The organism is Rhodanobacter sp. C05 (assembly GCF_002001165.1).
Lineage (GTDB): Bacteria > Pseudomonadota > Gammaproteobacteria > Xanthomonadales > Rhodanobacteraceae > Rhodanobacter.
Window position 1 is genome coordinate 137,243 of sequence record NZ_MUNQ01000009.1, and the last position, 25,193, is coordinate 162,435.

Here is a 25,193-nt window from a genome sequence, read left to right on the forward strand (position 1 = left end):
TCCTGACATCGGCGAATGGATCGCCGCGAAGCACATCAATCTTGGGGCAGGCGAAGCGGTGCGCAATAGTGGCGTGACGGAAACACTGCGTCTCAGGTCGACTTGGCCAGTTGCCGGTGCCACGCGCGCGCGGCCTGCCACGCATGCAGCGTAGTAGCCAACCCGGTGCGTGGCTGTCCCGTCTGCAACACGGCCAGTGCATCGTCAGTGAGTGCCGCACGCTGTGCCAATTGGTTGCCATGGCGCGATTCCAGCGCGCGAAACACGCTGAGCGGCCCTGCCAGCGTAGCCGACTCGCGCCAGCTGGCCAGCAGATCGTCCAGTTGCGCCTTGACCGCCTGCCGCCGCGCCTCACTGGGCACGCGCAGTTGCGTGCGGCTGAGGCCATGCCGCGCCAGCCGTGCCATCGGCAGCGGCAGACGGTCACGCTCGGCATCCTGCTCCAGTCGCAGCAGTGCATACAGCAGGTGATTGAGCGTGGCGACCCGTGCCGCGCGCGCCGGCGATGCCTCGCTGCCGTACCACCAGGCGGTTTCCAGCGCAGCCAGCGCACCGTGCAACGGCGTCGCGGCATCGAACTGGACGGTGAAATCCGCGGCGGTGCCCTGCTCCAGTTGGGCCATCGCGGCCAGCACCGGTGCCAGCCAGAGATCGCTGGCGATGGCGTGGGCACGTTCGTCGTCGAACAGCACCTGGGTCAGCGGATGTCGCCCGCCGCTGGCGGCTGCACCGCTCAGCTCCTCGGCCCACCAGTTGAGCTTGGCCACCGCCACCTGGGGTTCGCGGATGCCGTACGCGGCGCCAAGCAGCTCCTGCTCCAGCGCGGCCAGCGCGACGTGACCGGGATAGCGCCGGCCATCGACAAACGCCAGCGCCACACGTTGTTGCGGCTGCACCGCCAGCCACTTGTCGATGAAGCCCTGCAGCACGGCATTTTGTTCGACCAGCTCGATCATGCCGCGACCGGTTGCAACTGCAGCAGTGCGGCCAGCTCGGCTGGGTGATCCAGCACCGCGTCGGCACCCCAGGTGTGCGGATCGCCACCATCGAGGTAGCCCCAGCTCACCGCGACCGTGTACAAGCCGGCGGCCACGCCGGCCTGGATGTCGCGGCGGTCGTCGCCGACGAACAGGCAATGCGCCGGCTCCACGCCGGCGCGTTCGCAGGCCAGCAGCACCGGCGCCGGATCGGGCTTCTTCACCGGCAGCGTATCGCCGGACACCACCGCGCTGGCGCGGCTGGCCCAACCAATGCGGCTGACCAGTTCGTCGGTGAGGAACGCTGCCTTGTTGGTGACGATGCCCCAGTGCAGACCCTGCGCTTCGATCCGCGCGAGCAAATCGTCGATGCCATCGAATGCGCTGGTCTGTTGTGCCATCACCTGCTGGTACAACTCGAGATAACGCGGTATCAGCCCATCAAGCGCAGACTCGCCATGTTCAGCGAAGGCGCAGCGCAGAACCGCCCGCGCACCGCGCGAAACCACTTCGCGCACCGGCGCATATGGCGGTGGCGGCACGCCCTCTTCCGCGCACTGTGCAACCAGCGCTGCATAAAGATCGGGCGCGCTGTCGAGCAAGGTGCCATCCAGATCGAACAATACGCCCTGGATGTTTTCTGGTAGTGATTTCATGCCGGTTTGCGATCGTAGGGAGTCCCTGTGGGGCACGCGCTGAGCAGGTAGTTCACCGCGGTGAAGCGGCTGAGCCACACCTTGCGCTGCAACGGGTTGTAACCCAGCCCGGACACGTCTTCCAGCTCCAGGCCGGCCTGCCGCAACAGCCGGGCGAGTTCGGACGGTTTCAGGAATTGCGCGTAGTGATGGGTGCCACGCGGCAGCATGCGCAGCACGTACTCGGCACCGAGGATGGCTGCACCGAACGCGGCTGGCGTGCGATTCAGGGTGGACATGAACAACCGGCCGCCAGGCTTCAGCATCGTCGCCAGGTCGTGTACGAGCGCCGCTGGATCAGGCACGTGCTCGATCAATTCCATGCAGCACACCGCATCGAAGCTCGCCGGTTTGGCTGCAGCCAGATCGGCCGAAGATTGCACGCTGTAGTCCACGTCGAGATTCGACTCGTGCAGATGCAACCGAGCCACGTCGATCACCTTCTGCCCCAGGTCGATGCCGGTGACCTTCGCGCCAGCGCGCGCCAGCGCCTCGCTCAGCAGACCACCACCGCAACCGACATCGGCCACGCGGGCGCCACGCAGATCGACGCGGGCGGCGATATAGGCCGCACGCACCGGATTGAGGTCGTGCAGCGGACGCGACTCGCCATCCGGGTCCCACCAGCGTGCAGCCAGCTGGTCAAAACGGGCGATTTCCTCGGGACTGACATTGGCGGTGTGTGGCATGGTCGTGTGCTCAAAAGGTACCGGCAAGCCTAGCTGGCCTGCCATTCATGGACGGTGATCTCCCAACCGCCGCTGATGGATGCCGGATCGCGCTGCACGATGGCCATGGCCTCCTCCGGATCGTTCGCGCGCAACAGATACGCACCGCCGGATCCGTCACCGAACGGGCCGTTCATTTCATTGCGGCCCTGCACGCGCAGTTCGGCAAGAAAGTCACGGTGCGCCGATACCATGGCTGGATCGACATGCGGCTTGCGCAGCAGGATGACAAGATAGCGATTCACGGGCTTCCTCCGGATCAACCCGCGATGATGCGCTCGCGCCAGGCGCGGGTACGAGCGAGGATGGCGTCGGTGTCCATGCCGGTCAGCACGCGATCGGCCAATTTGTGCTTGCCGGCAATCCACACATCACTGACTTGATGACGGCCCGTGGCATAGATCAGCTGCGAGGCAACGTGGAACAACGGCTGGGTTTCCAGATCCGACAGGCGCACGGCGGTGAGATCGGCCTGTTTGCCGACTTCGATCGAACCGATCTTCGCTTCCAGACCGATCGCCTTGGCGCTATTGAGGGTGGCGGCACGCAACGCGTAGGCGGCATCGAACGCAGAGGCATCTCCGGCAACAGCCTTGGCCAGCAGTGCGGCCGTGCGCATCTCGCCGAACATGTCCAGGTCGTTGTTCGACGCGCAGCCATCGGTACCCAGCGCCACGTTGACACCGGCCAGGCGCAGCTTTTCCGCCGGGCAGAAGCCGGAGGCCAGCTTGAGGTTGGATTCGGGGCAATGCACCACCGAAACACCGGCCTCGGCGCAGGCGGCGATCTCGCCGTCGGTCAGCTGGGTCATGTGCACCGCGATCAGGCGATCGTTGACCAGGCCGAGCTTCTGCAGGCGCTGGAACGGACGCAGGCCACTCTTCTTCTTTTCTTCCTCAACCTCATGCGCGGTCTCATGCGTATGCAGGTGCACCGGAATATCGAGCTGGTCGGCCAGCATGCGGATACGCTCGAAACTCTCGTCCGACACGGTGTAGGGCGCATGCGGAGCGAATGCCGTGCTGATCAGCGCATCGCTGCGAAAGCTGTCATGCACCTCACCAGCGCGCTCGAAGTATTCGTCCTGACTCTTCGCCCATGCGGTCGGGAACTCGATCACCGGCAACCCCACCACCGCGCGGAAGCCGAACTTGCGGTAGGTGGCGCCGATCACGTCGGGGAAGAAGTAGTTCTCGTTGGCGCAGGTGGTGCCGCCGCGCAGCATCTCGGCCACCGCCAGCTCGACGCCATCACGCACGAACTCCGGTCCGATCACCTTCGCCTCGGCCGGCCAGATGTGCTGCTGCAGCCACACCATCAACGGCAAGTCGTCGGCCAAGCCACGCAGCAGGGTCATCGGGTTGTGCGTATGCGCATTGACCAGCCCCGGGATCAGCGCGTGCTCAGCGAGCTCGACGCGCTCGCGCGGTGCGTAGGCAGCACGGGCTTCGGTGATCGGCAACAGAGCGATGATGTGGTCGCCTTGCACCACCACGGCATGGTCTTCCAGCACCACCGCGTGCGGCTCGACCGGCACCACCCAGCGGGCCTCGATCATCAGGTCGACTGGCTGCGGTGTCGTTGGGCTCATCATCAACTCGCTTTGTCAGTTTGGATATGACCAGCTTGTATACAACATGGGGCGGTACCTTGCGGTGGCCGCCCCATGCTTTGATCGTCACTAGCCTTTGATCGTCATTCCGGCGAAGGCCGGAATCCGGCCTGAGAACCGTGCATTACAAGCGCAAAGTCTATTTTGTGTGCATTGCACGAGTACTTCACTGGATGACTCGCTCCGCTCGCCCCTTCGGGGCCGTCCTCCGGACGTTCTGCGTGCTGCGCACTTGTCCTGCCTGCGCAGGGATGACGAACTGGCAAAGGCGCGAGCAAAGCTCGCGCACCAGTTCGTCACTTGACGCGGCTGTCGTAATCGCCGGTGCGGGTATCGACTTTGATGATTTCGTCCTGATTGACGAACAGCGGCACGCGCACCACCGCACCTGTCTCCAGCGTGGCCGGCTTGCCACCGCCGCCCGAGGTATCGCCACGCACACCCGGATCAGTCTCGGTAATCTTCAGCTCGACGAACTTCGGCGGCTGCACCGCGACGATGGCGCCATTGAACAGGGTGATCACGCATTCTTCCTCGCCCTTGAGCCACTTCCATGCGTCACCCATCGCGGCCAGCGTCGCCGGCACCATCTCGAAGGTTTCCATGTTCATGAAGTGCCACAAGCGATCCTTGCCGAGGCCATCGATGAAGGAAAGCTGCATGTCGGTATCGGTGACATCCGCCTCTTCGAACGAGTCGCTGGACTTCAGCGTCTGCTCGGTGGTGCGGCCATCCTTGAGGTTGCGGATGCGGATGCGGGTAAACGCCTGGCCCTTGCCCGGCTTGACGAAGTCCGCTTCGGTGATGACCCAGGGGTCGCCGTTGTGAAGGATCTTCTTGCCCGTTTTGACATCGTTGAGGCCAAGGGTCGCCATGCGCTATCTGCTCCGGAGTCACTACGCCTCATGGGCGGTAGGTAGAATGAATATGTCACGGGCTTCAGCGCCCGCTCCAAGGCCCATCATGATAACCGCAAGCCCCCATTCCCGCCTATCGTCGCCAGCGCCCGGCTGGCGCGAGCTGTGGCGGGACGCCATCACCGACGCCCGGGAGCTGCTGCAGGCCGTGGGTCTGGGTGACCGCACCGATCTGCTGCCGGCCGATGACGCCGGCTTCGCCTTGCGCGTTCCACGTGGATTCGTCGCACGGATGCGGCCCAACGACCCGACTGACCCGCTGCTGTTGCAAGTGCTTCCGCAACGGGCAGAACATGATCGGGTCGAGGGTTTCACGATGGACGCCGTCGGTGACATGGCCTCCAGAGCCGGGCACGGTATCCTGCACAAGTACGACGGTCGCGCGCTGCTGATCGCCAGCGGCAGCTGTGCGGTGAATTGCCGTTACTGCTTCCGCCGGCACTTCCCCTATGGCGAGGAGATCGCCGCTGCGTCGCAGTGGCGCGATGCCTTGGCCCATGTGAAGGTCGATCCGTCGATCCGCGAGCTGATCCTTTCCGGCGGCGATCCATTGGCACTGGCTACGCACAAGCTCGAGGAGCTGACCCAAGGCGTGGCCGATCTGCCCCAGGTGATCCGCCTGCGCATCCATACCCGCCTGCCGGTGGTGCTGCCCGAGCGGATCGACGATGCCTTCGTCGCGTGGCTGGCCGCGTTGCCATTGCAAAAGGTGGTGGTACTGCATGCCAACCACGCCAATGAACTGGACGCCAGCGTCGATGCCGCCTGCGCCCGCCTGCGCGATGCCGGCGTCAGCCTGCTCAACCAGTCGGTGCTGCTGCGAGGGGTCAATGACGATGCCGACGTCCTCACCCAGCTGTCCGAGCGACTGTTCGCCGCCGGCGTATTGCCCTACTACCTGCATCAGCTCGACCGGGTACACGGCACAGCCCATTTCGAGGTGGGCGACGTTCGCGCGCAAGCCTTGATGGATACGCTTCGTACACGGCTGCCGGGCTATCTCGTACCAAGACTGGTGCGCGAAGTGGGCGGTGACGCTTCCAAGCGGCCGCTATGAACTAGGCCAATGGTCACTAATGCACGCTTTCCCGCTGGCGGCCGCTGGCGGAATCCGTTACAAACACCGATGGCGAACAACTCTGCATGCCGGCCTGCCCAGCCTGTGGTGACCAAAGGACAGCTCAGCGCCTCATGAAAAAAGATTACGTCATCAAGATTCTCTTCGTCGAAAGCTCGCTCGAAGAGGCGGAACAGATCATCAGCCTGCTGCGCAATACGGGCATCGCGGTACGGCCGGCCCGTGCCACCCAGGTCGAGCAGTTGCAGGCCGCGGTAAACGAGCTGGAACCGGACGTGGTGATGTTCGATCCGGCAGTCACCACGATCACCCTGGAGGAAACGGTCAAGGTACTCGATGCGTACGGCCGCGACTATTCGCTGCTGGGCCTGGTTCACAGCATCGACAACCAGATCGTGGCGGATCTGTTCATTCATGGCGCCCGCGGTGTCGCGGCGCGCAGCCAGCCGAAACAGTTGATCGCCGTAGTGCAGCGCGAGTACGAGTCGTTGCAGACACGCCGCCAGGTACGCCGGCTGGAAACCGCCCTGCGCGAATCGGAACGCCGCTGCGACGCGTTGCTCGACTCGTCCACCGATGCGATTGCCTATGTGCATGAAGGCATGCACGTCCGCGCGAATCATGCCTATCTGGAAACTTTCGGCTACGACGAATTCGATGACCTGCTCGGGCTGCCCGTGCTGGACATGATCGACTCCTCCAGTTCCGATGAATTCAAGACCTTGCTGAGAGGTCATGCGAAGCAGGAGAAAATGCCGTCTCAACTTGCCCTGCGCGCACGTCGCGCCGATGGCAGCATCTTCGATGCCACGGTGGAATTCGCACCTGCCACGTTCGAGGGCGAGCCCTGCCTGCAGATCGTGTTCCGTCGACAAACGGTTGACCAGTCCGTGCTGGAACAGCTGCACCGCGATCCGGTCACCGGGTTGTTCAACCGCGCGCGCATGCTGACCTGTGTCGATGATGCGGTCGCAGCCGCAGCCAAGGGCAAGAAAGGACAGGCACTGCTCCTGATCGAGCCGGACAACTGGGCCTCGATCGTGGCCGGCATTGGTCTGGGCAAGGCAGATGAGCTGCTGTCTGGCTTTGCAGACCGCATTCGCATGCTGCTGGGCAGCGAGGATGTCGCCGGCATGCTCGCCGAGCACACCTTGGGCGTGGTGCTGGATTCGCGTCCTGACGAAGCAATCAGGGAATGGATCAGCAAATTGCAGCATAGCGTCAGCAACGAGATCTTCGACGCCGGCACCCGCTCGATCACGGTCACTGCCAGCATTGGTGGCAGTCTGCTCGGCGAGAAGAATGCCAATGCCGAACTGCTGCTCAACCAGGCCAGCCAGGCCCTGCGCACTGCGCAAAGTCTCGGTGGCAGCAAGGTCGAACTGCATGACCCCGCCGCACGCGAAAAGGCCGACGAGGAACGCGACCGCTACTGGCTGGATCTGCTGCAGAAGGCACTGACCCAGAATGATCTGGTGCTCTATCACCAGCAGACCATCAGCCTGCAGGACGCCGAAGGCGACTACTCGGAAATCCTGCTGCGCATGAATGGGCCGCAAGGCGAAGTATTACCCGGCTTCTTCATGCCGATCGCCGAAAAGCACAACCTCACCAGCGCCATCGACCGCTGGGTACTCGATCGCGCCATCAGCACCTTGCAGGCGCGCGACAATCAGGGGCAACAGACCACCTTTTTCATCAAGCTCACCGCTGCCTCGCTGCAGAACGACACCCTGCTCCCCTGGCTGGAGGGACGGCTCAAGCAGGTGGCGCTGAAGCGCGGCCAGCTCGTGCTGGAGATGACCGAGAGCAAGGTAATGACCCTGCTGCGTCCAGCCCAGGAGTTCGTCAAGGGTTGGAAGAAGCTGGGTGGCCGTTTTGCCCTGGAACAGTTCGGCTCTGGTCTGAACTCGTTCCAGATGCTCAACCACATCGATGCTGACTATCTGAAGATCGACCGCAGCTATATGGCCGACCTGCCGCAGCACCCGGAAAACCAGAAGAAGGTCGCCGAGATCTGCCAGCAGGCGCGTGAATTGAAGCGACTGACCATTGCCGAATGGGTCGAGGACGCCACCAGCACGTCGCTGCTGTTCGCCTGCGGCGTGGATTTCGTGCAGGGTAACTTCCTGCAACAGCCACAGCGACTGGAATAAGCACCATCCTTTCGAGTCACGCTGACAGACGGCAAGCAATCACACAGCGCAAAAAAGCCCGCGGATCACTCCGCGGGCTTTTTTGCCGCCACAAACCGCAGCGAGGATTACTCGGCAGCGGCAGCAGCGGCCTTCGCGCTGGCCTTGGCGGCAGCGGCGGCGGCAACGTCTTCCTTGATGCGGGCAGCCTTGCCTTCCAGACCACGCAGGTAATACAGCTTGGCGCCACGCACCTTGCCCTTGCGCTTCACCGTCAGCGAATCGATCGCCTGGCTATGCGCCTGGAACACGCGCTCCACGCCGGTGCCGTGCGAAATCTTGCGCACCGTGAAGGCCGAATGCAGGCCGCGGCTGCGCTTGGCGATGACGATACCCTCGAACGCCTGCACGCGCTCGCGGTTGCCTTCCTTCACCTTCACGTTGACCACCACGGTGTCGCCGGGGCTGAATTCCGGCAACTGGCGGGTGATCTGCTCGGATTCGAACTGTTCAATGATCTTGTTCATGGCGCACCTGTTCGGTTCACGTAAATCGATGTCAATCAAGAGCTGCGGCCGTCACTCGACCGCATCGTTTTGCCGCATCAGCTCTTTTGAAGCATGTTCACGGCGGAATTCATCCAGCAGTGCGCGGGATGTGGCATCCAGTGCACGCTGTGACAACAGCTCCGGGCGGCGCAACCAGGTTCGTCCCAGCGATTGCTTCAGGCGCCAGCGAGCAATTGCCGCATGGTCACCGGAAAGCAACACCTCCGGCACATCACCCAGCGCATCGTGCACCGGTTTCGCATAGTGTGGACAATCCAGCAGGCCATCCGAGAATGAATCCTGCTCGGCCGACTGCGCGTCGTTCAACGCGCCGTCCTGCAAGCGACCCACCGCATCGATGATCACCGCGGCAGCCAACTCACCGCCGGACAGCACATAATCGCCGATGGAAAGCTCCTCGTCGACCTCGTGCGCCAGCAGACGCTCGTCCACACCTTCGTAACGTCCACAGAGCAAGGCGATGCGTGGCCGTTTCGCCAGCGCTTCCACCCGTCCCTGCGTCAGCCGCGCTCCCTGCGGACTGAGATAAATCACATGCACCGGCTCCGGTGCGGCATCACGCATGGCCACCAGGGTCGTGCGCAACGGTTCAATCATCATCACCATGCCGGGGCCGCCGCCATACGAGCTGGCATCCACGGTGCGGTGCTTGTCGGTGGCGTAGTCGCGCGGATTCCAGGTTTCCACCTGCAGCAACTCGCGTTGCTGTGCGCGTCCCACCACACCGACGGCAGCACACTGGCGCACGAAGTCCGGAAACAAGGTGACGACGTCGATGCGCATGAATCCTCAACCCTTTGTCGCGATGCGATGCAACGTCAGAATTCAGGATCCCAGTCCACCACCATGCGCCCTGCGGACAAGTCCACCGAACGCACATACGAACCCTGGATGAAAGGAATCAGCCGCTCGCGCTCGCCATCCCTCACTACCACGACATCGTTGGCACCGGTGGCGAACAGGTGACTGACCCGCCCCAGCTTCACGTCTTCCGTGGTGACGACCTCGACTCCTTCGAGATCGACCCAGTAATACTCATCCTTCGCGGGAGGGGGCAACTGGTCACGGGTGACATAGATGTCCTGGCCGATCAGTGCTGCCGCCTGTTCCCGATCGTCCACTCCGGGCAATTGGGCCACCATGCCCTTGCCCTGTGCACGACCTTTCACTCCCGAGATCTGCGTCTCCACACCCGGCGCTGCAGTGAGCAGCCACGGCTGGTAGTCGAAGATCCGCATGCGCGGCTCAGCCCAGGATTCGATCTTGAGCCAGCCCTGCACACCGTACAGCCCGACGATGCGCCCGATCAGGACACGTCGACTGGCTGTCGCGGCACTCATAAGTACCGTACTCAGGCAGCCTGCTGCTTGCCGGCTTCCTTGACCAGCGCGGCAACCTTGTCGGTCAGCTGGGCGCCCTTGCTTACCCATTCCTTGACGCGTTCGACGTTCAGCTCAAGGCGCTTGTCCTTGCCCGAAGCAACCGGGTTGTAATAGCCGATGTTCTCGATGTTGCGGCCGTCGCGCTTGCTGCGCTGATCGGTCACGACGACGTGGTAGAACGGACGGCCCTTGGCGCCACCGCGCGAAAGACGAATCTTGACCATGGTAAAACTCCAGAATTGCCGAATGAGCGGCAGGCACACGAGAGACGTGCGCGGTAAACGGGGCATTTTAGCGGTTTTTCGGGAAAAGGGAATAGGGAATGGGGTTCGAAGGCCATCGCCGCCTCATCGCGAGGCATGATCCGTCCTGCATTCCCGGATCGGTCAGCGCGGCGGCGGCAAACCACCCATGCCGCCCATTCCACCCATACCCTTCATGGCACCGCGCATCTGCCGCATCAGGCCCTTGCTGCCGCCCTTGGACAGCTTGGACATCATCTTTTCCATCTGCATGTACTGCTTCAGCAGGCGATTGACGTCGGCTGGCTGTGTACCTGAACCCCGCGCCACGCGCGCACGGCGTGAACCATTCAGCAGATCCGGGTGGCGACGCTCCTTCTTGGTCATCGAGTTGATGATCGCGACCATCCGGTTCATCTCGCCGTCGTTGACCTTGGATTTGACGCTGTCCGGCAGGCTGGCAACACCCGGCAGCTTGTCCATCAGGCCGGCCAGACCGCCCATATTGCCCATCTGTTCCAGCTGATCCTTCATGTCGTTCAGGTCGAAACGCTTGCCCTTCATCACCTTCTGGGCCAGCTTTTGCGCCTTCTCCTGGTCGACCTTGCGCTCGACTTCCTCGACCAGCGACAGCACGTCGCCCATGCCAAGGATGCGCTGGGCCAGGCGATCCGGATGGAACGGCTCCAGCGCATCGGTCTTCTCGCCGGCACCGAGGAACTTGATCGGCTTTCCCGTGACATAACGCACCGACAATGCGGCACCGCCACGGGCATCACCGTCGGTCTTGGTCAGGATCACGCCGGTCAGCGGCAACGCTTCGCTGAACGCCTTGGCGGTGTTGGCGGCATCCTGACCGGTCATCGAATCGACGACGAACAGGGTTTCGATCGGCGTGATCGCGGCATGCAGCGCCTTGATCTCGGCCATCATCGCCTCGTCCACGTGCAGGCGGCCGGCAGTATCGACGATCAGTACATCGACCACTTCGCGACGGGCTGCGGCAACAGCCGCCTTGGCGATGGCGACCGGATCCTGACCCGCCTCGGACGGGAAGAACTTCACCCCGACCTGTTCGGCCAGCGTGCGCAATTGCTCGATCGCAGCCGGACGATAGACGTCGCAGCTGACCACCATCACCTTTTTCTTCTTGCGCTCGGTCAGCAGGCGCGCCAGCTTGGCCACCGTGGTGGTCTTGCCGGCGCCCTGCAGGCCCGCCATCAGCACCACCGCCGGCGGTGTCTGGGCCAGGTTCAGTTCGGTGTTGGCGGTGCCCATCACCACGGTCAGTTCGTCGCTGACGACCTTGACCAGCGCCTGACCCGGCGACAGGCTCTTCATCACATCCTGGCCGACAGCACGCACCTTGATCCGCTGGATCAGCGCCTGAACCACCGGCAGCGCCACGTCGGCCTCAAGCAGCGCGATGCGCACCTCGCGCAACGACTCGCGGATGTTTTCCTCGGTCAGCCGGCCGCGGCCACGCAGGCGATTGACGGTGGTGGATAGGCGTTGGCTGAGCGACTCGAACATGGCGGAACCGGCAAACAGGAAAGTCACTGATTATAGCGGACGGATCGCATAGCGGGCCGATCGGCCTGCTTCGCATGCACGCCCGCCGGAGCCTGTGCGACACTTCATGGCTATGGTCATCCACGTCTTCGCGTTGCTCGCCATCGTGCTCTATCTCGCCGCTGCCGCAGGGCTGGCGCGGCCACTGCTGAGCGGCGGCCAGCCGCTGAATCGGCTGGCGCTGGGGCTGGCCGGCGGTGCGGCACTGATCCACGCCGGGATCCTGCTCGGCATGCATCGCGGTGCGCTGGACCTGCATTTCTTCGCCGCGCTGTCGTTGGTCGCGTTCGTGGTGTCGACGCTGACCTTGCTGGTGAATCTCTCGCGCCCGGTCGCCGCACTCGGCGTGATCGTGTTCCCGCTCACCGCGCTGCTGGTTGGTGTGGACAGCTTTCTGGCACCGCCCACGCTGCCGCTGACCATGGACTGGCAGATCAAGCTGCATGTCACGGTGGCCCTGATCGCGTTCAGCGTGCTGTCGATCGCGACCGTGCTGGCGATCCTGCTCGCCGTACAGGAACGCGCCTTGCGCCATCGCCAGTTCGGTCCGTGGCTGCGCGCGCTGCCACCGCTGACGCTGACCGAAACCCTGCTGTTCCGCCTGATCGGCGCGGGCTTCGTGCTGCTGACGCTGACCCTGCTTACCGGCGCACTGTTCGTCGACAACCTGTTCGGCCAGCACCTGGCACACAAGACGATCCTGTCGATCGTGGCATGGCTGGTGTTCGGCGTTCTACTTTACGGCCGCTGGCGGCACGGCTGGCGCGGCCAGCAGGCGGTAAACCTCACGCTGATCGGCATGGCCACCTTGGTACTCGCCTTCTTCGGCTCGAAATTCGTGCTGGAACTGATCCTGCACCGCCCGGTGGGCTGATCATTCCGGGCTGATCGCCACTCAGACAATCAGCGACAGGCGTCGATCGCCTCAGCCAGTCGTTCCACGCCGATCACTTCCATCTCGCCGACCTTGCCCTTCTTCGGCGCATTCGCCTTCGGCACGATCGCGCGACGGAAGCCGTGATGCGCGGCTTCCTTCAGGCGCTCCTCGCCATTCGGCACCGGGCGGATCTCGCCGGACAGGCCGACCTCGCCGAACGCCACGGTATGTTCCGGCAACGGCCGGTCGCGCAGCGACGACAGCACCGCCAGCAGCACCGGCAAATCGACCGCCGTCTCCTGCACGCGGATGCCGCCGACCACGTTGACGAACACGTCCTGGTCATACGCCGCCACGCCGCCATGCCGATGCAGCACAGCCAGCAGCATGGCCAATCGGTTCTGTTCCAACCCCAGAGTGACACGACGCGGATTGCCCAGCGACGACTGATCCACCAGCGCCTGCACTTCGACCAGCAGCGGGCGCGTGCCTTCGCGCGTCACCATCACCGCACTGCCCGAGGTCGGGCCGCTGTGCGAGGACAAAAAGATCGCCGACGGATTCGGCACTTCGCGCAGACCCTTGTCCGACATCGCGAATACGCCCAGCTCGTTCACCGCGCCGAAGCGGTTCTTGAACGCACGCAGGATGCGAAAGCGACTGCCCGATTCGCCCTCGAAATACAGCACGGCATCGACCATGTGCTCGAGCACACGCGGGCCGGCGATGCCCCCTTCCTTGGTGACATGACCGACGAGGAAGACCGAGGTGCCGGTTTCCTTCGCAAAACGGGTGAGCTTGGCGGCAGACTCGCGCACCTGACTCACCGAACCGGGCGCCGCGGCGAGCAGCTCGGTCCAGATCGTCTGGATCGAATCGATCACCAGCACACGCGGCCGCGATGCCATCGCCTGTTCGAGAATGCGTTCGATGCAGGTTTCGGCGAGTGCCTGCAGCGGCTCCAGCGGCAGCCCCAGGCGCTGCGCGCGCGACGCCACCTGCGACAGCGATTCTTCGCCCGTAACATACACGCTGGGCAGATGCGCCCCCAGCGTACCGAGCATCTGCAGCAGCAAGGTCGACTTGCCGATGCCGGGGTCACCACCGATCAGCACCACCGAGCCTTGCACCAGCCCACCACCAAGCACCCGATCCAGCTCGCCGATGCCGGTCAGCGTGCGCGCTTCGGTGGTCAACGCCACTTCGGTCAACGGCGTGATGCGCGCTATGCCGGCCGCATTGCCGGCATAGCTGGAACGCTGCGCGCCAACCGACGACACGGCTGTCGATGCCGGCGTCAGCACGATCGCGCTGAGCGTGTTCCACACCCCACACTCGACGCACTGACCCTGCCACTTGCTGTGCTCGGCGCCGCACTCGGTGCAGACGTAGGCGGTCTTGGCTTTGGCCATGCGGGTTTCCAGCTGGATACGATGATGACGCCGAGCTTAGCCTGCGACCATCGCACACGGCGAGACGCAGCGACCCGGGACGCTGTCAGCTTTCGTCTTCCACAGCGCGTCCGTCTCAGTGTTCGTCTTCGACGAACAGCACCCGACGAGTCATGCCGCAGGTAAGGTCGTAGGAGATCGTGCCAGCCTGCGCCGCGATGATTTCCACCGGCAGTTGCGGTCCCCACAGGGTGACGCGGTCGCCCACCCTCGCCTGGGGCGCCTCGCGCAGATCCAGCGTGATCAGGTCCATCGAGACGCGACCGATCAGTGGCACACGCTGGTCGCCAACCAGTACTGGCGTACCTGCCACGGCGCTGCGTGGATAGCCATCGCCATAACCGACGGCAGCTACTCCGACAGGCATGTCTTCAGGACAGGTCCAGGTACCGTTGTAGCCGATCCGCTCACCCTTGCCGATGCGATTGACCGCGATCAGGCGCGTGCCCAGCGTCATCGCCGGTCGGAAGCCGAAGTCCGCACCGGTCTTGCCATCGACCACGGACAGGCCATACAGCAGGCCGCCGGTACGCACCCAGTCGCCGCGCGCATCCGGCCAGCCGAGCACGGCAGCCGAGTTGGACAGCGAGCGCGGACCGCTCAACGCTTTGGTCGCCTCGGTGAAGCGGGTGATCTGCGCCGTCGTCTGCGCACCATCAAACACTTCGGATTCGGAGAAATGCGTCAGCAGACCGATCTCGGGATCGATACCAGGCATCGCGGCGAGCCGGGCATGCACTTCGGCCACATGCTCCGGCGCGAAGCCGAGTCGATGCATGCCACTATCGACCTTCAGCCATACACGCAGTCGGCCACGCGGCGACGGCGCCTGCGCCAGCCACTGCAACTGCGCTTCGTGATGAATCGCCGCATCCAGCTGCAGCCGCTGCATTTCGGCCAGATCGCCGGGATTGTCCGGGCCGGACAGCACCACGATACGTTGCCGATGTCCCGCCGCCCGCAAACGCAGGCCATCGCCGAGCGCGGCCACTGCAAACGCCTCGGCCTCGCCATCCAGTGCACGGGCAACCCGCTCCAGTCCGTGCCCATAGGCATCGGCCTTGACCACGGCCATCACCTTCGCTGGTGCGGCCATCATCTTCAGCCGCGCCAGGTTGTGGCGCAGCGCACCAAGATGGATGGTGGCGACGGTGGTGCGGCTCATCGTGAACGAGGATCCTGTTCAGGAACTTCCCGGGGTTCGCCAGGCATCAATCGAACGACCCGACGAAGGAATCCGCCGCGTAATTCTCGAACTTGGTGTAGTGGCCGAGGAAGGTCAGTTTGCAGGTGTCGGTGGGACCGTTACGCTGCTTGCCGATGATGATCTCGGCCATGCCCTTGTCCGGCGATTCCTTGTTGTAGTAGTCGTCGCGGTAGATGAACATGATCACGTCGGCATCCTGCTCGATCGCGCCCGATTCGCGCAGATCGGACATCATCGGGCGCTTGTCGGCGCGCTGTTCCAGCGAGCGGTTCAACTGCGAGAGGGCGATCACCGGCACGTTCAGCTCCTTGGCGAGGCCCTTGAGTGAACGCGAAATTTCTGAAATTTCGGTGGCGCGATTCTCCTTGTTGCCGGGCACCTGCATCAGCTGCAGGTAATCGATCACGATCAGGCCCAGGCCACCGTGCTCGCGGTGCAGCCGGCGCGAGCGCGAACGCAGCTCCACCGGCGACAGGCTGGGCGTGTCGTCGATGAAGATCTTCGCCTCGGACAGGATCGAAATGGCGTTGGAGACACGCGGCCAGTCCTCTTCCTGCAGGTCGCCGTTGCGCAGGTGCTGCTGGTGGATACGCCCGACCGAGGAGATCAGGCGGAACGCCAGCTGCGAGGCGGACATTTCCATCGAGAACACCACCACCGCCTTCTTGCTGCGGATCGCGGCGGTCTCGGCGATGTTCAGCGCGAACGCGGTCTTGCCCATCGACGGGCGCGCCGCGACGATGATCAGGTCCGACGGCTGCAGGCCGGAGGTGAGGTTGTCCAGGTCGGTGAAGCCGGTGGTGATGCCGGTGAGCTGGCCGCGGTTCTGGTAGCGCTCGTGCAGCAGGCGGAAGGCATCCTTCACCGCCTCGCGCATCGAGACCGAATCCTTCTTGCCGCGCGCACCGGATTCGGCGATGTGGAACACGCGCTGTTCGGCGCTTTCCAGCACTTCCTGCACGCTCTTGCCTTCGGGCCGGTAGCCATCCTCGGTGATCGAGGTGCCGGCATCGATCAGCTGGCGCATCACCGACTTCTCGCGCACGATCTCGGCATACGCGGCGATGTTGGCAGCGCTCGGCGTGCTGTTGGCCAGTTCGATCAGATAGCCGGCGCCGCCGACCATTTCGGCCAGGCCGTTGCTCTCGAACCAGTCGCCCAAGGTCACCGCGTCGCACGGCATGCCCTTGTTCGCCAGCTCGTTGATCGCCCGCCAGATCAGGCGGTGATCCTTGCGGTAGAAGTCGTCCTCGGCCAGCCGGTCGGCCACCTTGTCCAGTGCATCCGGCGCCAGCATCAGGCCGCCGAGGACGGCCTGCTCGGCATCAATGGAATGCGGCGGTACCCGTAGCGCCTCGATGGCGGAGGACGAGGATTTGCGTTCGGGCACGAAGGACATCGACTTACCTCACGGAGGGTTGCCTCACAGAAAATGACTCCATGAAGGCGGGCAGCGCACCGACGCCTGCCGGGCAGCCGCACTGACAGCCATCATACGCGGCACCATCTCACCCGCCGAGACAATAACTCTGTGGATAAGCTGTGCGTTGCTGGGGATAAACCGGTGAACGGCCATTCAACCGCAAGCGCCGCGCGCTCACTTCCGCGCCAAAACAAACGGGCGCCTCGCGGCGCCCGTCAGCTTCCATCGCATGGATGGCGTATGGCTTACTTGTCGCTCTTGTCGCTGACCACAATCACCTTGACGCTGGTGTGCACGTCGGCATGCAGGTGGATCGCCACGTCGAATTCACCGGTGTGACGCAGCGGGCCTTCTCCCAGGATCACTTCGCCCTTGTGGACGGTGTGACCGGTGGCAGCCAGCGCCTCGGCGATATCACGCGGACCCACCGAGCCGAACAGCTTGCCTTCCGCACTGGAATGCGCAGAGATCGTCACGGCAGCACCGTCGAGCTTGGTCTTGCGTGCCTCGGCATCAGCCAGCGCGGTGTTGGCCTTGGCTTCGTATTCGGCGCGACGCTGTTCGAACGCAGCCAGATTGGCGGCATTGACGCGTACGGCCTTGCCCTGCGGCAGGAGGAAATTGCGGCCATAACCCGGCTTCACGTTGACCTTGTCGCCAAGCGTGCCGAGGTTGCGGACTTTCTGCAGAAGAATGAGTTCCATGATGGTTCCTTTTCGTTAGCACCGGTGTGGCCCGGCGCAGCCAGAGGACGGTTGTCCGAAGGATGTCTGCAGTCACGCCCGGCCGAGGCCGGGCGAAACCACTGACCGCAGCGCGAGGCTGCGGTCAGTCACGATCAGACGTCGTGGTTGTCGGTGTACGGCAGCAGCGAGAGGAAGCGTGCGCGCTTGATCGCGGTGGCCAGCTGACGCTGGTAGCGCGCCTTGGTACCGGTGATGCGGCTCGGCACGATCTTGCCGTTCTCGGTGACGTACTGACGCAGGGTGTTGAGATCCTTGTAGTCGATCTCCTTCACGTCTTCGGCAGTGAAGCGGCAGAACTTGCGGCGGCGGAAAAACTTGGACATGGTCTGGATTCCTTATCGGTCGTCGCTGTCGCGATCGTTGTCGCGGTCATCGCGGTCACGCCCACGCGGGCGGCCCTCGCCTTCACCGTCGCTGTCACCATCATCGTCGCGGCGACGCGAGGACTTGGCGTCATCCTTTTCCTTCGACTTCAGGATGAAGGACGGCTCGGTGTCGGCCTCGTCACGGCGCACGACCAGATGGCGCAGCACGGCGTCGTTGAAGCGGAAACCCGACTCCAGCTCGTTCAGCGCGTTCTGGCTCACTTCGATGTTGAGCAGCACGTAATGTGCCTTGGCCAGGTTCACGATCGGATAGGCCAGCTGACGACGACCCCAATCTTCCAGACGGTGAATCTTGCCGCCGTCGGTCTCGATCAGCGCCTTGTAGCGCTCGAGCATCGCCGGAACCTGCTCGCTCTGGTCAGGGTGGACCATGAACACAACTTCGTAATGACGCAGGGTCATTGTGGTTTGACTCCTTGTGGATGCGGCCTTGCGGCCTAGCAGCCTCCCGCCGATGCGGTGAGGCAAGTGCCCATCCATCACCTTTCGGGCATGGACAGAAGCGGAATTGTAGAATGCCGCAGGGGCTTAACGCAAGTGACTGAAAGATAAGAGCCTATTCAAAGGGCTCAGCCGACCGTGAAACTCTCGCCGCAGCCACACTCGCCGGTGGCATTGGGATTGTGGAAGACGAAGCTGGCGTTGAGGCCTTGGCGCTGGAAGTCGATCACCGTACCCTCGACCAGGGACAGGTTCTTGTCGTTGACGATCAGCGGCACGCCGTCCACGTCGACCAGCCGGTCGCCCTCGCCGACTGCATCCGCCAGATCCACCACATAGGCGAACCCGGAGCAGCCGGTGCGCTTGACGCCGAAGCGCACGCCGGCCGCCGCCGGGGTGGCGGCCAGGAAGTGGCGCATGCGTTCGTTGGCGGCGGGGGTGATGCTGATGCTCATGGCGGGTGGATCCAACCTCGTTCAATGGCCCGGAAAGTCGCAGCGCGGGCAACAGCTACATTATCATGGAGGTCTTGCGCGCGTGTTTTGTACTGCGCGCGTCCTTCATCAACGACTCATGCGTCGATATGCGGCGCTCCAGCAGGAGTTTCAATTCATGGCAGTGGCAAGCGTGAAGCAGGCTTTATCCGGCAAGCTCGAAGCCGGCAGCACGGTGACCGTGCGCGGCTGGGTGCGCACGCGCCGCGATTCCAAGGCTGGCCTGTCCTTCGTCAATGTCACCGACGGCTCCTGCTTCGACCCGATCCAGGCGGTGGTGCCGGCCACGCTGGGCAACTACCACAGTGAAGTCCTGCATCTCACCGCCGGTGCCGGCGTGATCGTCTCGGGCACCCTGGTGTCGTCACAGGGCAAGGGCCAGAGCTTCGAATTGCAGGCCGACGAGGTGATCGTCACCGGCTTCGTCGACGATCCGGAAACCTACCCGATCCAGCCCAAGCAGCACTCGATGGAGTTCCTGCGCGAGGTTGCCCACCTGCGCCCGCGCACCAACCTGTTCGGCGCGGTGACCCGCGTGCGCCACACGATGATGACGGCGATCCACCGCCACCTCACCGAGCAGGGTTTCTTCTGGATCAATACGCCAATCATCACCACCTCCGATGCTGAGGGCGCCGGTGACATGTTCCGCCTGTCCACCCTGGACCTGGCCAACCTGCCGCGCGACGACAAGGGCAAGATCGATTTCCGCAAGGATTTCTTCGGCCGCGAGGCGTTCCTCACCGTGTCCGGCCAGCTCAATGTCGAGGCGTATTGCCTGGCGATGAGCAAGGTCTACACGTTCGGCCCGACCTTCCGCGCGGAGAACTCCAACACGCCGCGCCACTTGGCCGAGTTCTGGATGGTCGAGCCGGAGATCGCGTTCGCCGACCTCACTGCGGACGCCGATTGCGCCGAAGGTTTCCTCAAGGCGATCTTCAAGGCCGTGCTGGACGAACGCGCGGACGACATGGCGTTCTTCGCCGAGCGCGTGCAACCGGATGCGATCAGCCGGATGGAGGCGTTCATCGCCCAGCCGTTCGAGCGCATCGACTATACCGACGCGATCGAGATCCTGAAGAAGTCGGGCCAGAAGTTCGACTACCCGGTCGCGTGGGGTATCGATCTGCAGACCGAGCACGAACGTTACCTTGCCGAGAAACATATCGGCCGTCCCGTGGTCGTAATGAACTACCCCGAGGCGATCAAGGCGTTCTACATGCGCTTGAACGATGATGAAAAGACCGTTGCCGCGATGGACGTGCTTGCTCCAGGCATCGGCGAGATCATCGGCGGCAGCCAGCGCGAGGAACGGTTGGACTACCTCGATCGCCGCATGGTCCAGTTCGGTCTCGATCCCGCCTCCTATGGCTGGTACCGCGACCTGCGCCGCTACGGCACGGTACCGCATGCCGGTTTCGGCCTCGGCTTCGAGCGGCTGCTGGTCTATGTCTGCGGCCTGTCCAACATCCGCGACGCCATCCCCTACCCGCGTGCCGCTGGAACGGCCGAATTCTGAGTACCGCCCCTGCCATGTCGCATCGTTTCTCCACCATCGCCGCCGCCCTGGTCGCCACTGTGCTGCTGGGCGGCTGCCATAGCGCCAAGGTGCTGATCCCGCCGAACCTGCGGCCGCCGGCCGAGGATTCGGCCGACGTGCTGAAGACCGCCAAGCAGCAGCTGCAGCAGGCCACGCCGTGCTGCAGCAGCTTCGCGGACTTCTCCTACGGCAGCATGCTGCCGTGGCAGCCGCAGAAGTTCACGCTGGGCAGCGGCAGCATGGTCGCCAACCTCAACGGCGCGCACAGCTACTTCCTCGCTTTCCGCCTGCCGACCGGCGTCAAGCTGCCATACCGCGTGGCAGTGAAATCGGAGCTGGTCGGTCGCTGGCTGCACAGCAGCTATCTGTTCGCCCCTACCGTCGTTCTGCTGGATGAAGGCTTTCAGCCGATCCACAGCGCAGACATCGAGTTGTGCGAGCACATGGGCTGGAGCGACGAAACCACCGGCGCGTTCGGCAACCTCAAGATCGATGACGACAAGGCGCGCTATCTGCTCGTCTACAGCTCGGCTGCGCAACAATCGGGCAAAACCTATTGGGAACAGTCGCCAGCTTCGGTCTCCAATACGACCACGGCAACGCTGCAGATGAATTCCAAGGGCAGCTTCAGCATCCCGCACGGACCAGACGGCACACTGTGGGTCGGCATGATGAACAAGACCTATGCCAAGGCTGTCGACAACGCGATCTGCAAGAAAGCAAAGCCCGGCGACGGCGTACTCAATACCTTGCGAACCGCATTGCCGCTGCCTTGGAATGCCAGCAATAGCAGCAGCAACGGCACGACAGGCAGCACCGACAAAACGAGTGATACCGGCAGCAACAACAGCACCAGCGGCAGTCCCTGATGATCGCCCTGTATCTAACCCTGTTGACCGCCGGTATCGGCCTGTTCGTGCTGTCCTACGTCGCCCAATTCCGCCTCGCGACGATGCTGCGGCAGCGTCACCCGCAGCAATGGAAAATCATTGCCGAACCGGAACATGGCCAGGCCACGGCATTTCGCATCTGGATCCGCATGCAGCATGCGTTGCGCTCGCCTGCCCTGCCTGCGCTGGGTGATACCGCCATCGACCGCTGGCAACGGATATGGCGCTACAGCCCGTGGCTGGGCTGGCTATGCTGGCTCGCCGCACTGGCCATGCGTCTGCTGCTGCGTTGAAACCCGACCGGAGAATCCCATGCAACTGGATCTGAGTGGGCGCCACGCGCTGGTCTGCGGCGCCTCGCAAGGCATCGGCCGCGCCAGCGCGATCGAACTGGCCGAGCTGGGCGCCAATGTCACCCTGCTGGCACGCTCGGCCGACACGCTGAAGGCCATCGCGGAAAATCTGCCACGACCCCGGGCCGGTCAGCAACATGACTGGCGCAGTGTCGACATGCTGGATACGACAGGCCTGCAGGCAGTGGCGACAGAAATCGTCACCCGGCAGCCCGTGCATATCCTGATCAACAACACCGGTGGACCGCCGGGCGGCCCCGCGAACACAGCAACGCCGGGTGCATTCGAAATCGCATTCCGCCAACATGTGCTTGCCGGCCAGACCCTGCTGCAGGCATTGCTGCCGGGCATGCGCGCCAGCGGCTACGGCCGCATCGTCAACGTGATCTCCACCTCGGTGAAGGAACCGATTGCCGGGTTGGGCGTCTCCAACACGGTGCGCGCCGCCGTCGCCGGCTGGGCCAAGACGCTATCGGCGGAACTCGCCGCCGACGGCATCACGGTCAACAATGTGCTGCCCGGCTATACCCGCACGGCGCGCCTCGATGGCCTGCTGGCATCGCAGGCTGCTGCCAGCGGCCGCAGCGAGGACGAAGTCGCCCAGAACATGCTGGCCACAGTTCCTGCTCGCCGCTTCGGCGAGGCCGGCGAGATCGCGGCAGTCATCGCCTTCCTGTGCACGCCTGCAGCCGCCTACGTCAACGGCGTCAGCATTGCCGTGGATGGCGGACGCACGCGAGCACTGAGTTGATCCGAACATCACGTCCAGGCGTCACGCATACGCCAGCGTCCGGTGCATTTGCGGCACACTGGTTTTAAGCTTGAGCAGATGTCCATCCACCGCCTAGCCAATCTGATCGACGGTCGCCTGCAGCCCCCGCAGCACGATGCCTGGCTGGACGTGCATGAGCCGGCCAGCGGCAAGGTGTTCGCGCACTGTCCCGATTCCACCGCTGTTGATGTCGATGCCGCCGTCGCTGCGGCGAACCGAGCCGCCGTCGGCTGGGCAAACACGCCCGCCGAGCAACGTGCACAATGTCTCCTACGACTGGCCGACCTGATCGAGGCGCGGCTGGAGGAATTCGCGGCGCTGGAATCGCGCGACAGCGGCAAGCCGCTGGCCCTCGCTCGCAGCCTCGACATTCCACGTGCAATCAGCAACCTGCGCCACTTCGCCGCCGCGATCGTCACATGGGACAGCGAGTCGCACGCGATGGCCACCCGCACGCCCGGCACCGGCGCGATCAATTACACCTTGCGCCAGCCACTCGGCGTGGTCGGCTGCATCAGTCCGTGGAACCTGCCCCTCTACCTGTTCACATGGAAGATTGCGCCGGCACTCGCCGTCGGCGACACCGTGGTGGCGAAGCCGTCGGAAGTAACGCCATGTACGGCGGCACTGCTAGGCGAACTGAGCATTGCTGCCGGCTTTCCACCCGGCGTGCTCAATATCGTGCAGGGCCGCGGCCCGACGGTGGGACAGTCCATCGTGGCGCACCCGCAGGTGAAGGCCGTTTCCTTCACCGGCAGCACGGCTACCGGCGCACAGATCGCTGCCGTTGCTGCGCCGCAGTTCAAGAAAGTCTCGCTGGAAATGGGCGGCAAGAACCCAGCCATCGTGTTCGCCGATGCCGATCTCTCCGACGCGAACCTGGACACCATCGTACGCTCCGGTTTCGCCAACCAGGGTGAGATCTGCCTGTGCGGTTCACGCCTGCTGGTGCAGCGCTCGATCTACGACACCTTCCGCGAACGTTATCTCGCGCGAGTACGGGCGCTGCGGATCGGCGATCCGCAGGATGCCGGCAACGATCTGGGTGCGATGGTCTCGCAGGCACACTTTGACAAGGTGCTCGGCTGCATCGAACAAGCCCGTGCCGAAGACGGCCAAGTGCTTTGTGGCGGCCACGCGCTCAGCGTGCCCGGTCGCTGTGCGGGTGGCTGGTTCATCGCGCCCACGGTGATCGAGAATTTGCCGTCCTCCGCGCAGACCAATCAGCAGGAAATCTTCGGCCCGGTGGTCAGCCTGATTCCGTTCGAGGATGAGGCTGAAGCACTGGCGATCGCCAACGACAGCCGCTACGGACTCGCTGCTTCGCTATGGACGCAGGATCTCTCGCGTGCGCACCGGTTCGGCGCCCAGCTCGAGTTCGGCATCGTCTGGATCAACTGCTGGCTGCTGCGCGACCTGCGCACGCCATTCGGTGGCGCCAAGCAATCCGGACTTGGCCGCGAGGGTGGCAGTGATGCGCTGCACTTCTTCACCGAACCAAAGAACATCTGCATCCGCTATTGATCAGTCGCTCTCGACCCACCCCTTTGATCCATGCCGCGGCGCAAGCCGCACCGATGAGTAACCAACCGTGACCAGTCCCCTGCAAGAACTGCTCGATGGCAACCGCCGCTGGTCCGCTGCCAGGCATGCTGAAGACCCGCAATTCTTCGAGCATCTGGCGAAGCAGCAGTCGCCGAAGTATCTGTGGATCGGCTGTTCCGATTCGCGGGTACCGGCAACCCAGATCGTCGACCTTCCGCCGGGCGAGATCTTCGTGCAGCGCAATGTGGCGAATGTGGTCTCGCACAGCGACCTCAACTGCCTCAGCGCGATCCAGTTCGCGGTGGACATCCTCAAGGTCGAGCACATCATCATCGTCGGCCATTACGGCTGCGGCGGCATCCAGGCCGTGCTTGACGAGCGCCGGCTCGGCCTGGTCGACAACTGGCTGCGACATGTCGGCGACGTGGCGGAGAAGCATTCCTCGCTGCTCGCTTCACTGGACCTGATGTCACTGCGCAATACCCGCCTGTGTGAACTCAATGCGATCGAGCAGGTGACCAACACCTGCCGCACCACGGTGGTGATGGACGCCTGGGAACGTGGCCAGAAACTCTCGGTGCATGCGTGGTGCTACAGCCTCGACAATGGTCATATGCACGATCTGAACATGCATGTTGACTCGCGTACGACGCTGGAACCGGCTTACGAAAGTGCGCTACAGCGATTGACCCGGCTGCCGGCAGCGCATCAACCATGAGCGGAATCATCCGCACCGATACCGCTCCGGCGCCGGTCGGCGCCTACCCGCACGCGCGACGCGTCGGCGACCTGCTGTTCCTGTCCGGTGTCGGCCCGCGCCAGCCTGGCAGCAATGCGATTCCCGGCAACATCTACGACAGCGAAGGCCGGCTGGCCGGCTACGACATCGAGGCGCAGTGCCGACAGGTGTTCGCGAACGTGCGCGCGGTACTGGAAGCCAGCGGTGCGCATTGGGAGGACCTGGTTGATGTCACCGTATTCCTCACCGACATGGCACGCGACTTTGCCGTCTACAACAGGCTCTACACGGAATATTTCGCCGGCGTCGATGCCTGCCGCACCACGCTTGGCATCAGCGCGCTGCCGACTCCCATCGCGATCGAGCTCAAGTGCATAGCCGCACTGCCGAAGTGACGAGCCGGTCACCCGAATCTGTTCGTT

28 protein-coding genes are annotated in these 25,193 nt (G+C 63.7%); 10 read left to right on the forward strand and 18 right to left on the reverse strand.

From position 1 onward, the window contains the following. Positions 1-92 precede the first annotated feature (92 nt). From B0E51_RS08640 to efp, 6 genes are all read right to left on the reverse strand, one after another. Positions 93-956 carry a phytoene synthase gene (locus B0E51_RS08640; RefSeq protein WP_077444494.1) on the reverse strand — a complete coding sequence of 288 codons (864 nt, stop codon included), beginning with the start codon at positions 954-956 and terminating at the stop codon, positions 93-95. Beyond that, positions 953-1,633 (reverse strand): phosphoglycolate phosphatase, encoded by a 681-nt coding sequence (gene gph, locus B0E51_RS08645; RefSeq protein WP_077444495.1) that lies wholly within the window; start codon positions 1,631-1,633, stop codon positions 953-955. Before gph ends, B0E51_RS08640 begins: the two co-directional genes overlap by 4 nt. Continuing rightward, positions 1,630-2,361, reverse strand: a complete 732-nt coding sequence (gene ubiG, locus B0E51_RS08650) for a bifunctional 2-polyprenyl-6-hydroxyphenol methylase/3-demethylubiquinol 3-O-methyltransferase UbiG (protein ID WP_077444715.1) — start codon at positions 2,359-2,361, stop codon at positions 1,630-1,632. The genes gph and ubiG overlap by 4 nt, the downstream gene beginning before the upstream one ends. Positions 2,362-2,390: 29 nt before the next feature. Then, on the reverse strand, positions 2,391-2,645 hold the full coding sequence (locus B0E51_RS08655; RefSeq protein WP_077444496.1) for a YciI family protein: 255 nt from the start codon (positions 2,643-2,645) through the stop codon (positions 2,391-2,393). Positions 2,646-2,659: 14 nt separating this feature from the next. Further along, positions 2,660-3,991: a TRZ/ATZ family hydrolase gene (locus B0E51_RS08660; RefSeq protein WP_077444497.1), complete on the reverse strand. Its 1,332-nt coding sequence runs from the start codon at positions 3,989-3,991 to the stop codon at positions 2,660-2,662. Positions 3,992-4,308: 317 nt separating this feature from the next. After that, the gene (gene efp / locus B0E51_RS08665; RefSeq protein WP_077444498.1) at positions 4,309-4,887 is read right to left on the reverse strand and encodes an elongation factor P; all 579 of its coding nucleotides are present in this window, start codon (positions 4,885-4,887) and stop codon (positions 4,309-4,311) included. An 88-nt stretch (positions 4,888-4,975) separates the two neighbouring features. Between efp and epmB the strand changes: the two genes are divergently transcribed. Then, on the forward strand, positions 4,976-5,986 hold the full coding sequence (epmB, locus tag B0E51_RS08670; RefSeq protein WP_077444499.1) for an EF-P beta-lysylation protein EpmB: 1,011 nt from the start codon (positions 4,976-4,978) through the stop codon (positions 5,984-5,986). Between the two features lie 134 nt (positions 5,987-6,120). Beyond that, on the forward strand, positions 6,121-8,163 hold the full coding sequence (locus B0E51_RS08675; protein ID WP_077444500.1) for a GGDEF domain-containing phosphodiesterase: 2,043 nt from the start codon (positions 6,121-6,123) through the stop codon (positions 8,161-8,163). Between the two features lie 107 nt (positions 8,164-8,270). Here B0E51_RS08675 and rplS read toward each other — a convergent pair whose 3' ends face one another. The 5 genes from rplS to ffh form a co-directional block, all read right to left on the reverse strand. Continuing rightward, positions 8,271-8,669, reverse strand: a complete 399-nt coding sequence (gene rplS / locus B0E51_RS08680) for a 50S ribosomal protein L19 (protein ID WP_077444501.1) — start codon at positions 8,667-8,669, stop codon at positions 8,271-8,273. A 51-nt stretch (positions 8,670-8,720) separates the two neighbouring features. Further along, on the reverse strand, positions 8,721-9,494 hold the full coding sequence (gene trmD / locus B0E51_RS08685) for a tRNA (guanosine(37)-N1)-methyltransferase TrmD (protein WP_077444502.1): 774 nt from the start codon (positions 9,492-9,494) through the stop codon (positions 8,721-8,723). Positions 9,495-9,529: 35 nt separating this feature from the next. Further along, positions 9,530-10,051, reverse strand: coding sequence for a ribosome maturation factor RimM (rimM, locus tag B0E51_RS08690; RefSeq protein ID WP_077444503.1), 522 nt, complete (start codon positions 10,049-10,051; stop codon positions 9,530-9,532). 11 nt (positions 10,052-10,062) lie between these two features. Beyond that, positions 10,063-10,317, reverse strand: a complete 255-nt coding sequence (gene rpsP, locus B0E51_RS08695; protein ID WP_077444504.1) for a 30S ribosomal protein S16 — start codon at positions 10,315-10,317, stop codon at positions 10,063-10,065. A gap of 162 nt (positions 10,318-10,479) precedes the next feature. Further along, positions 10,480-11,868 (reverse strand): signal recognition particle protein, encoded by a 1,389-nt coding sequence (ffh, locus tag B0E51_RS08700; protein WP_077444716.1) that lies wholly within the window; start codon positions 11,866-11,868, stop codon positions 10,480-10,482. A 112-nt stretch (positions 11,869-11,980) separates the two neighbouring features. Here ffh and ccsA point away from each other — a divergent pair, with 112 nt between their 5' ends. Continuing rightward, positions 11,981-12,781 (forward strand): cytochrome c biogenesis protein CcsA, encoded by an 801-nt coding sequence (gene ccsA / locus B0E51_RS08705; protein ID WP_077444505.1) that lies wholly within the window; start codon positions 11,981-11,983, stop codon positions 12,779-12,781. A 29-nt stretch (positions 12,782-12,810) separates the two neighbouring features. Here the strand turns inward: ccsA and radA are convergent, their stop codons facing one another. From radA to B0E51_RS08740, 7 genes are all read right to left on the reverse strand, one after another. Then, positions 12,811-14,196: a DNA repair protein RadA gene (gene radA / locus B0E51_RS08710; protein ID WP_077444506.1), complete on the reverse strand. Its 1,386-nt coding sequence runs from the start codon at positions 14,194-14,196 to the stop codon at positions 12,811-12,813. 115 nt (positions 14,197-14,311) lie between these two features. Continuing rightward, a complete protein-coding gene (gene alr / locus B0E51_RS08715; protein WP_077444507.1) occupies positions 14,312-15,400 on the reverse strand; it encodes an alanine racemase in 1,089 nt (362 codons plus the stop codon). 46 nt (positions 15,401-15,446) lie between these two features. After that, positions 15,447-16,841 (reverse strand): replicative DNA helicase, encoded by a 1,395-nt coding sequence (locus tag B0E51_RS08720; protein ID WP_077444508.1) that lies wholly within the window; start codon positions 16,839-16,841, stop codon positions 15,447-15,449. 269 nt (positions 16,842-17,110) lie between these two features. After that, the gene (rplI, locus tag B0E51_RS08725; protein WP_077444509.1) at positions 17,111-17,569 is read right to left on the reverse strand and encodes a 50S ribosomal protein L9; all 459 of its coding nucleotides are present in this window, start codon (positions 17,567-17,569) and stop codon (positions 17,111-17,113) included. A gap of 134 nt (positions 17,570-17,703) precedes the next feature. Next, entirely contained in the window at positions 17,704-17,934 is a 231-nt protein-coding gene (gene rpsR, locus B0E51_RS08730; RefSeq protein WP_007081973.1) for a 30S ribosomal protein S18, read from the reverse strand. Positions 17,935-17,946: 12 nt separating this feature from the next. Continuing rightward, a complete protein-coding gene (rpsF, locus tag B0E51_RS08735) occupies positions 17,947-18,399 on the reverse strand; it encodes a 30S ribosomal protein S6 (protein ID WP_077444510.1) in 453 nt (150 codons plus the stop codon). A gap of 167 nt (positions 18,400-18,566) precedes the next feature. Next, on the reverse strand, positions 18,567-18,893 hold the full coding sequence (locus tag B0E51_RS08740) for an iron-sulfur cluster assembly accessory protein (RefSeq protein ID WP_077444511.1): 327 nt from the start codon (positions 18,891-18,893) through the stop codon (positions 18,567-18,569). 157 nt (positions 18,894-19,050) lie between these two features. Here B0E51_RS08740 and asnS point away from each other — a divergent pair, with 157 nt between their 5' ends. From asnS to B0E51_RS08775, 7 genes are all read left to right on the forward strand, one after another. Then, positions 19,051-20,451 carry an asparagine--tRNA ligase gene (gene asnS / locus B0E51_RS08745; protein ID WP_077444717.1) on the forward strand — a complete coding sequence of 467 codons (1,401 nt, stop codon included), beginning with the start codon at positions 19,051-19,053 and terminating at the stop codon, positions 20,449-20,451. Between the two features lie 14 nt (positions 20,452-20,465). Next, entirely contained in the window at positions 20,466-21,341 is an 876-nt protein-coding gene (locus B0E51_RS08750) for a MalM family protein (RefSeq protein ID WP_077444512.1), read from the forward strand. Continuing rightward, positions 21,341-21,655, forward strand: coding sequence for a hypothetical protein (locus B0E51_RS08755; RefSeq protein WP_077444513.1), 315 nt, complete (start codon positions 21,341-21,343; stop codon positions 21,653-21,655). Before B0E51_RS08750 ends, B0E51_RS08755 begins: the two co-directional genes overlap by 1 nt. Before the next feature lie 19 nt (positions 21,656-21,674). Further along, positions 21,675-22,466, forward strand: coding sequence for an SDR family oxidoreductase (locus B0E51_RS08760; protein ID WP_077444514.1), 792 nt, complete (start codon positions 21,675-21,677; stop codon positions 22,464-22,466). A 78-nt stretch (positions 22,467-22,544) separates the two neighbouring features. Further along, positions 22,545-24,011 carry an aldehyde dehydrogenase gene (locus tag B0E51_RS08765; RefSeq protein ID WP_077444515.1) on the forward strand — a complete coding sequence of 489 codons (1,467 nt, stop codon included), beginning with the start codon at positions 22,545-22,547 and terminating at the stop codon, positions 24,009-24,011. A gap of 67 nt (positions 24,012-24,078) precedes the next feature. After that, positions 24,079-24,750 carry a carbonate dehydratase gene (can, locus tag B0E51_RS08770; protein ID WP_077444516.1) on the forward strand — a complete coding sequence of 224 codons (672 nt, stop codon included), beginning with the start codon at positions 24,079-24,081 and terminating at the stop codon, positions 24,748-24,750. Beyond that, positions 24,747-25,166, forward strand: coding sequence for a Rid family hydrolase (locus B0E51_RS08775; RefSeq protein WP_077444517.1), 420 nt, complete (start codon positions 24,747-24,749; stop codon positions 25,164-25,166). The genes can and B0E51_RS08775 overlap by 4 nt, the downstream gene beginning before the upstream one ends. Positions 25,167-25,193: the final 27 nt, after the last annotated feature.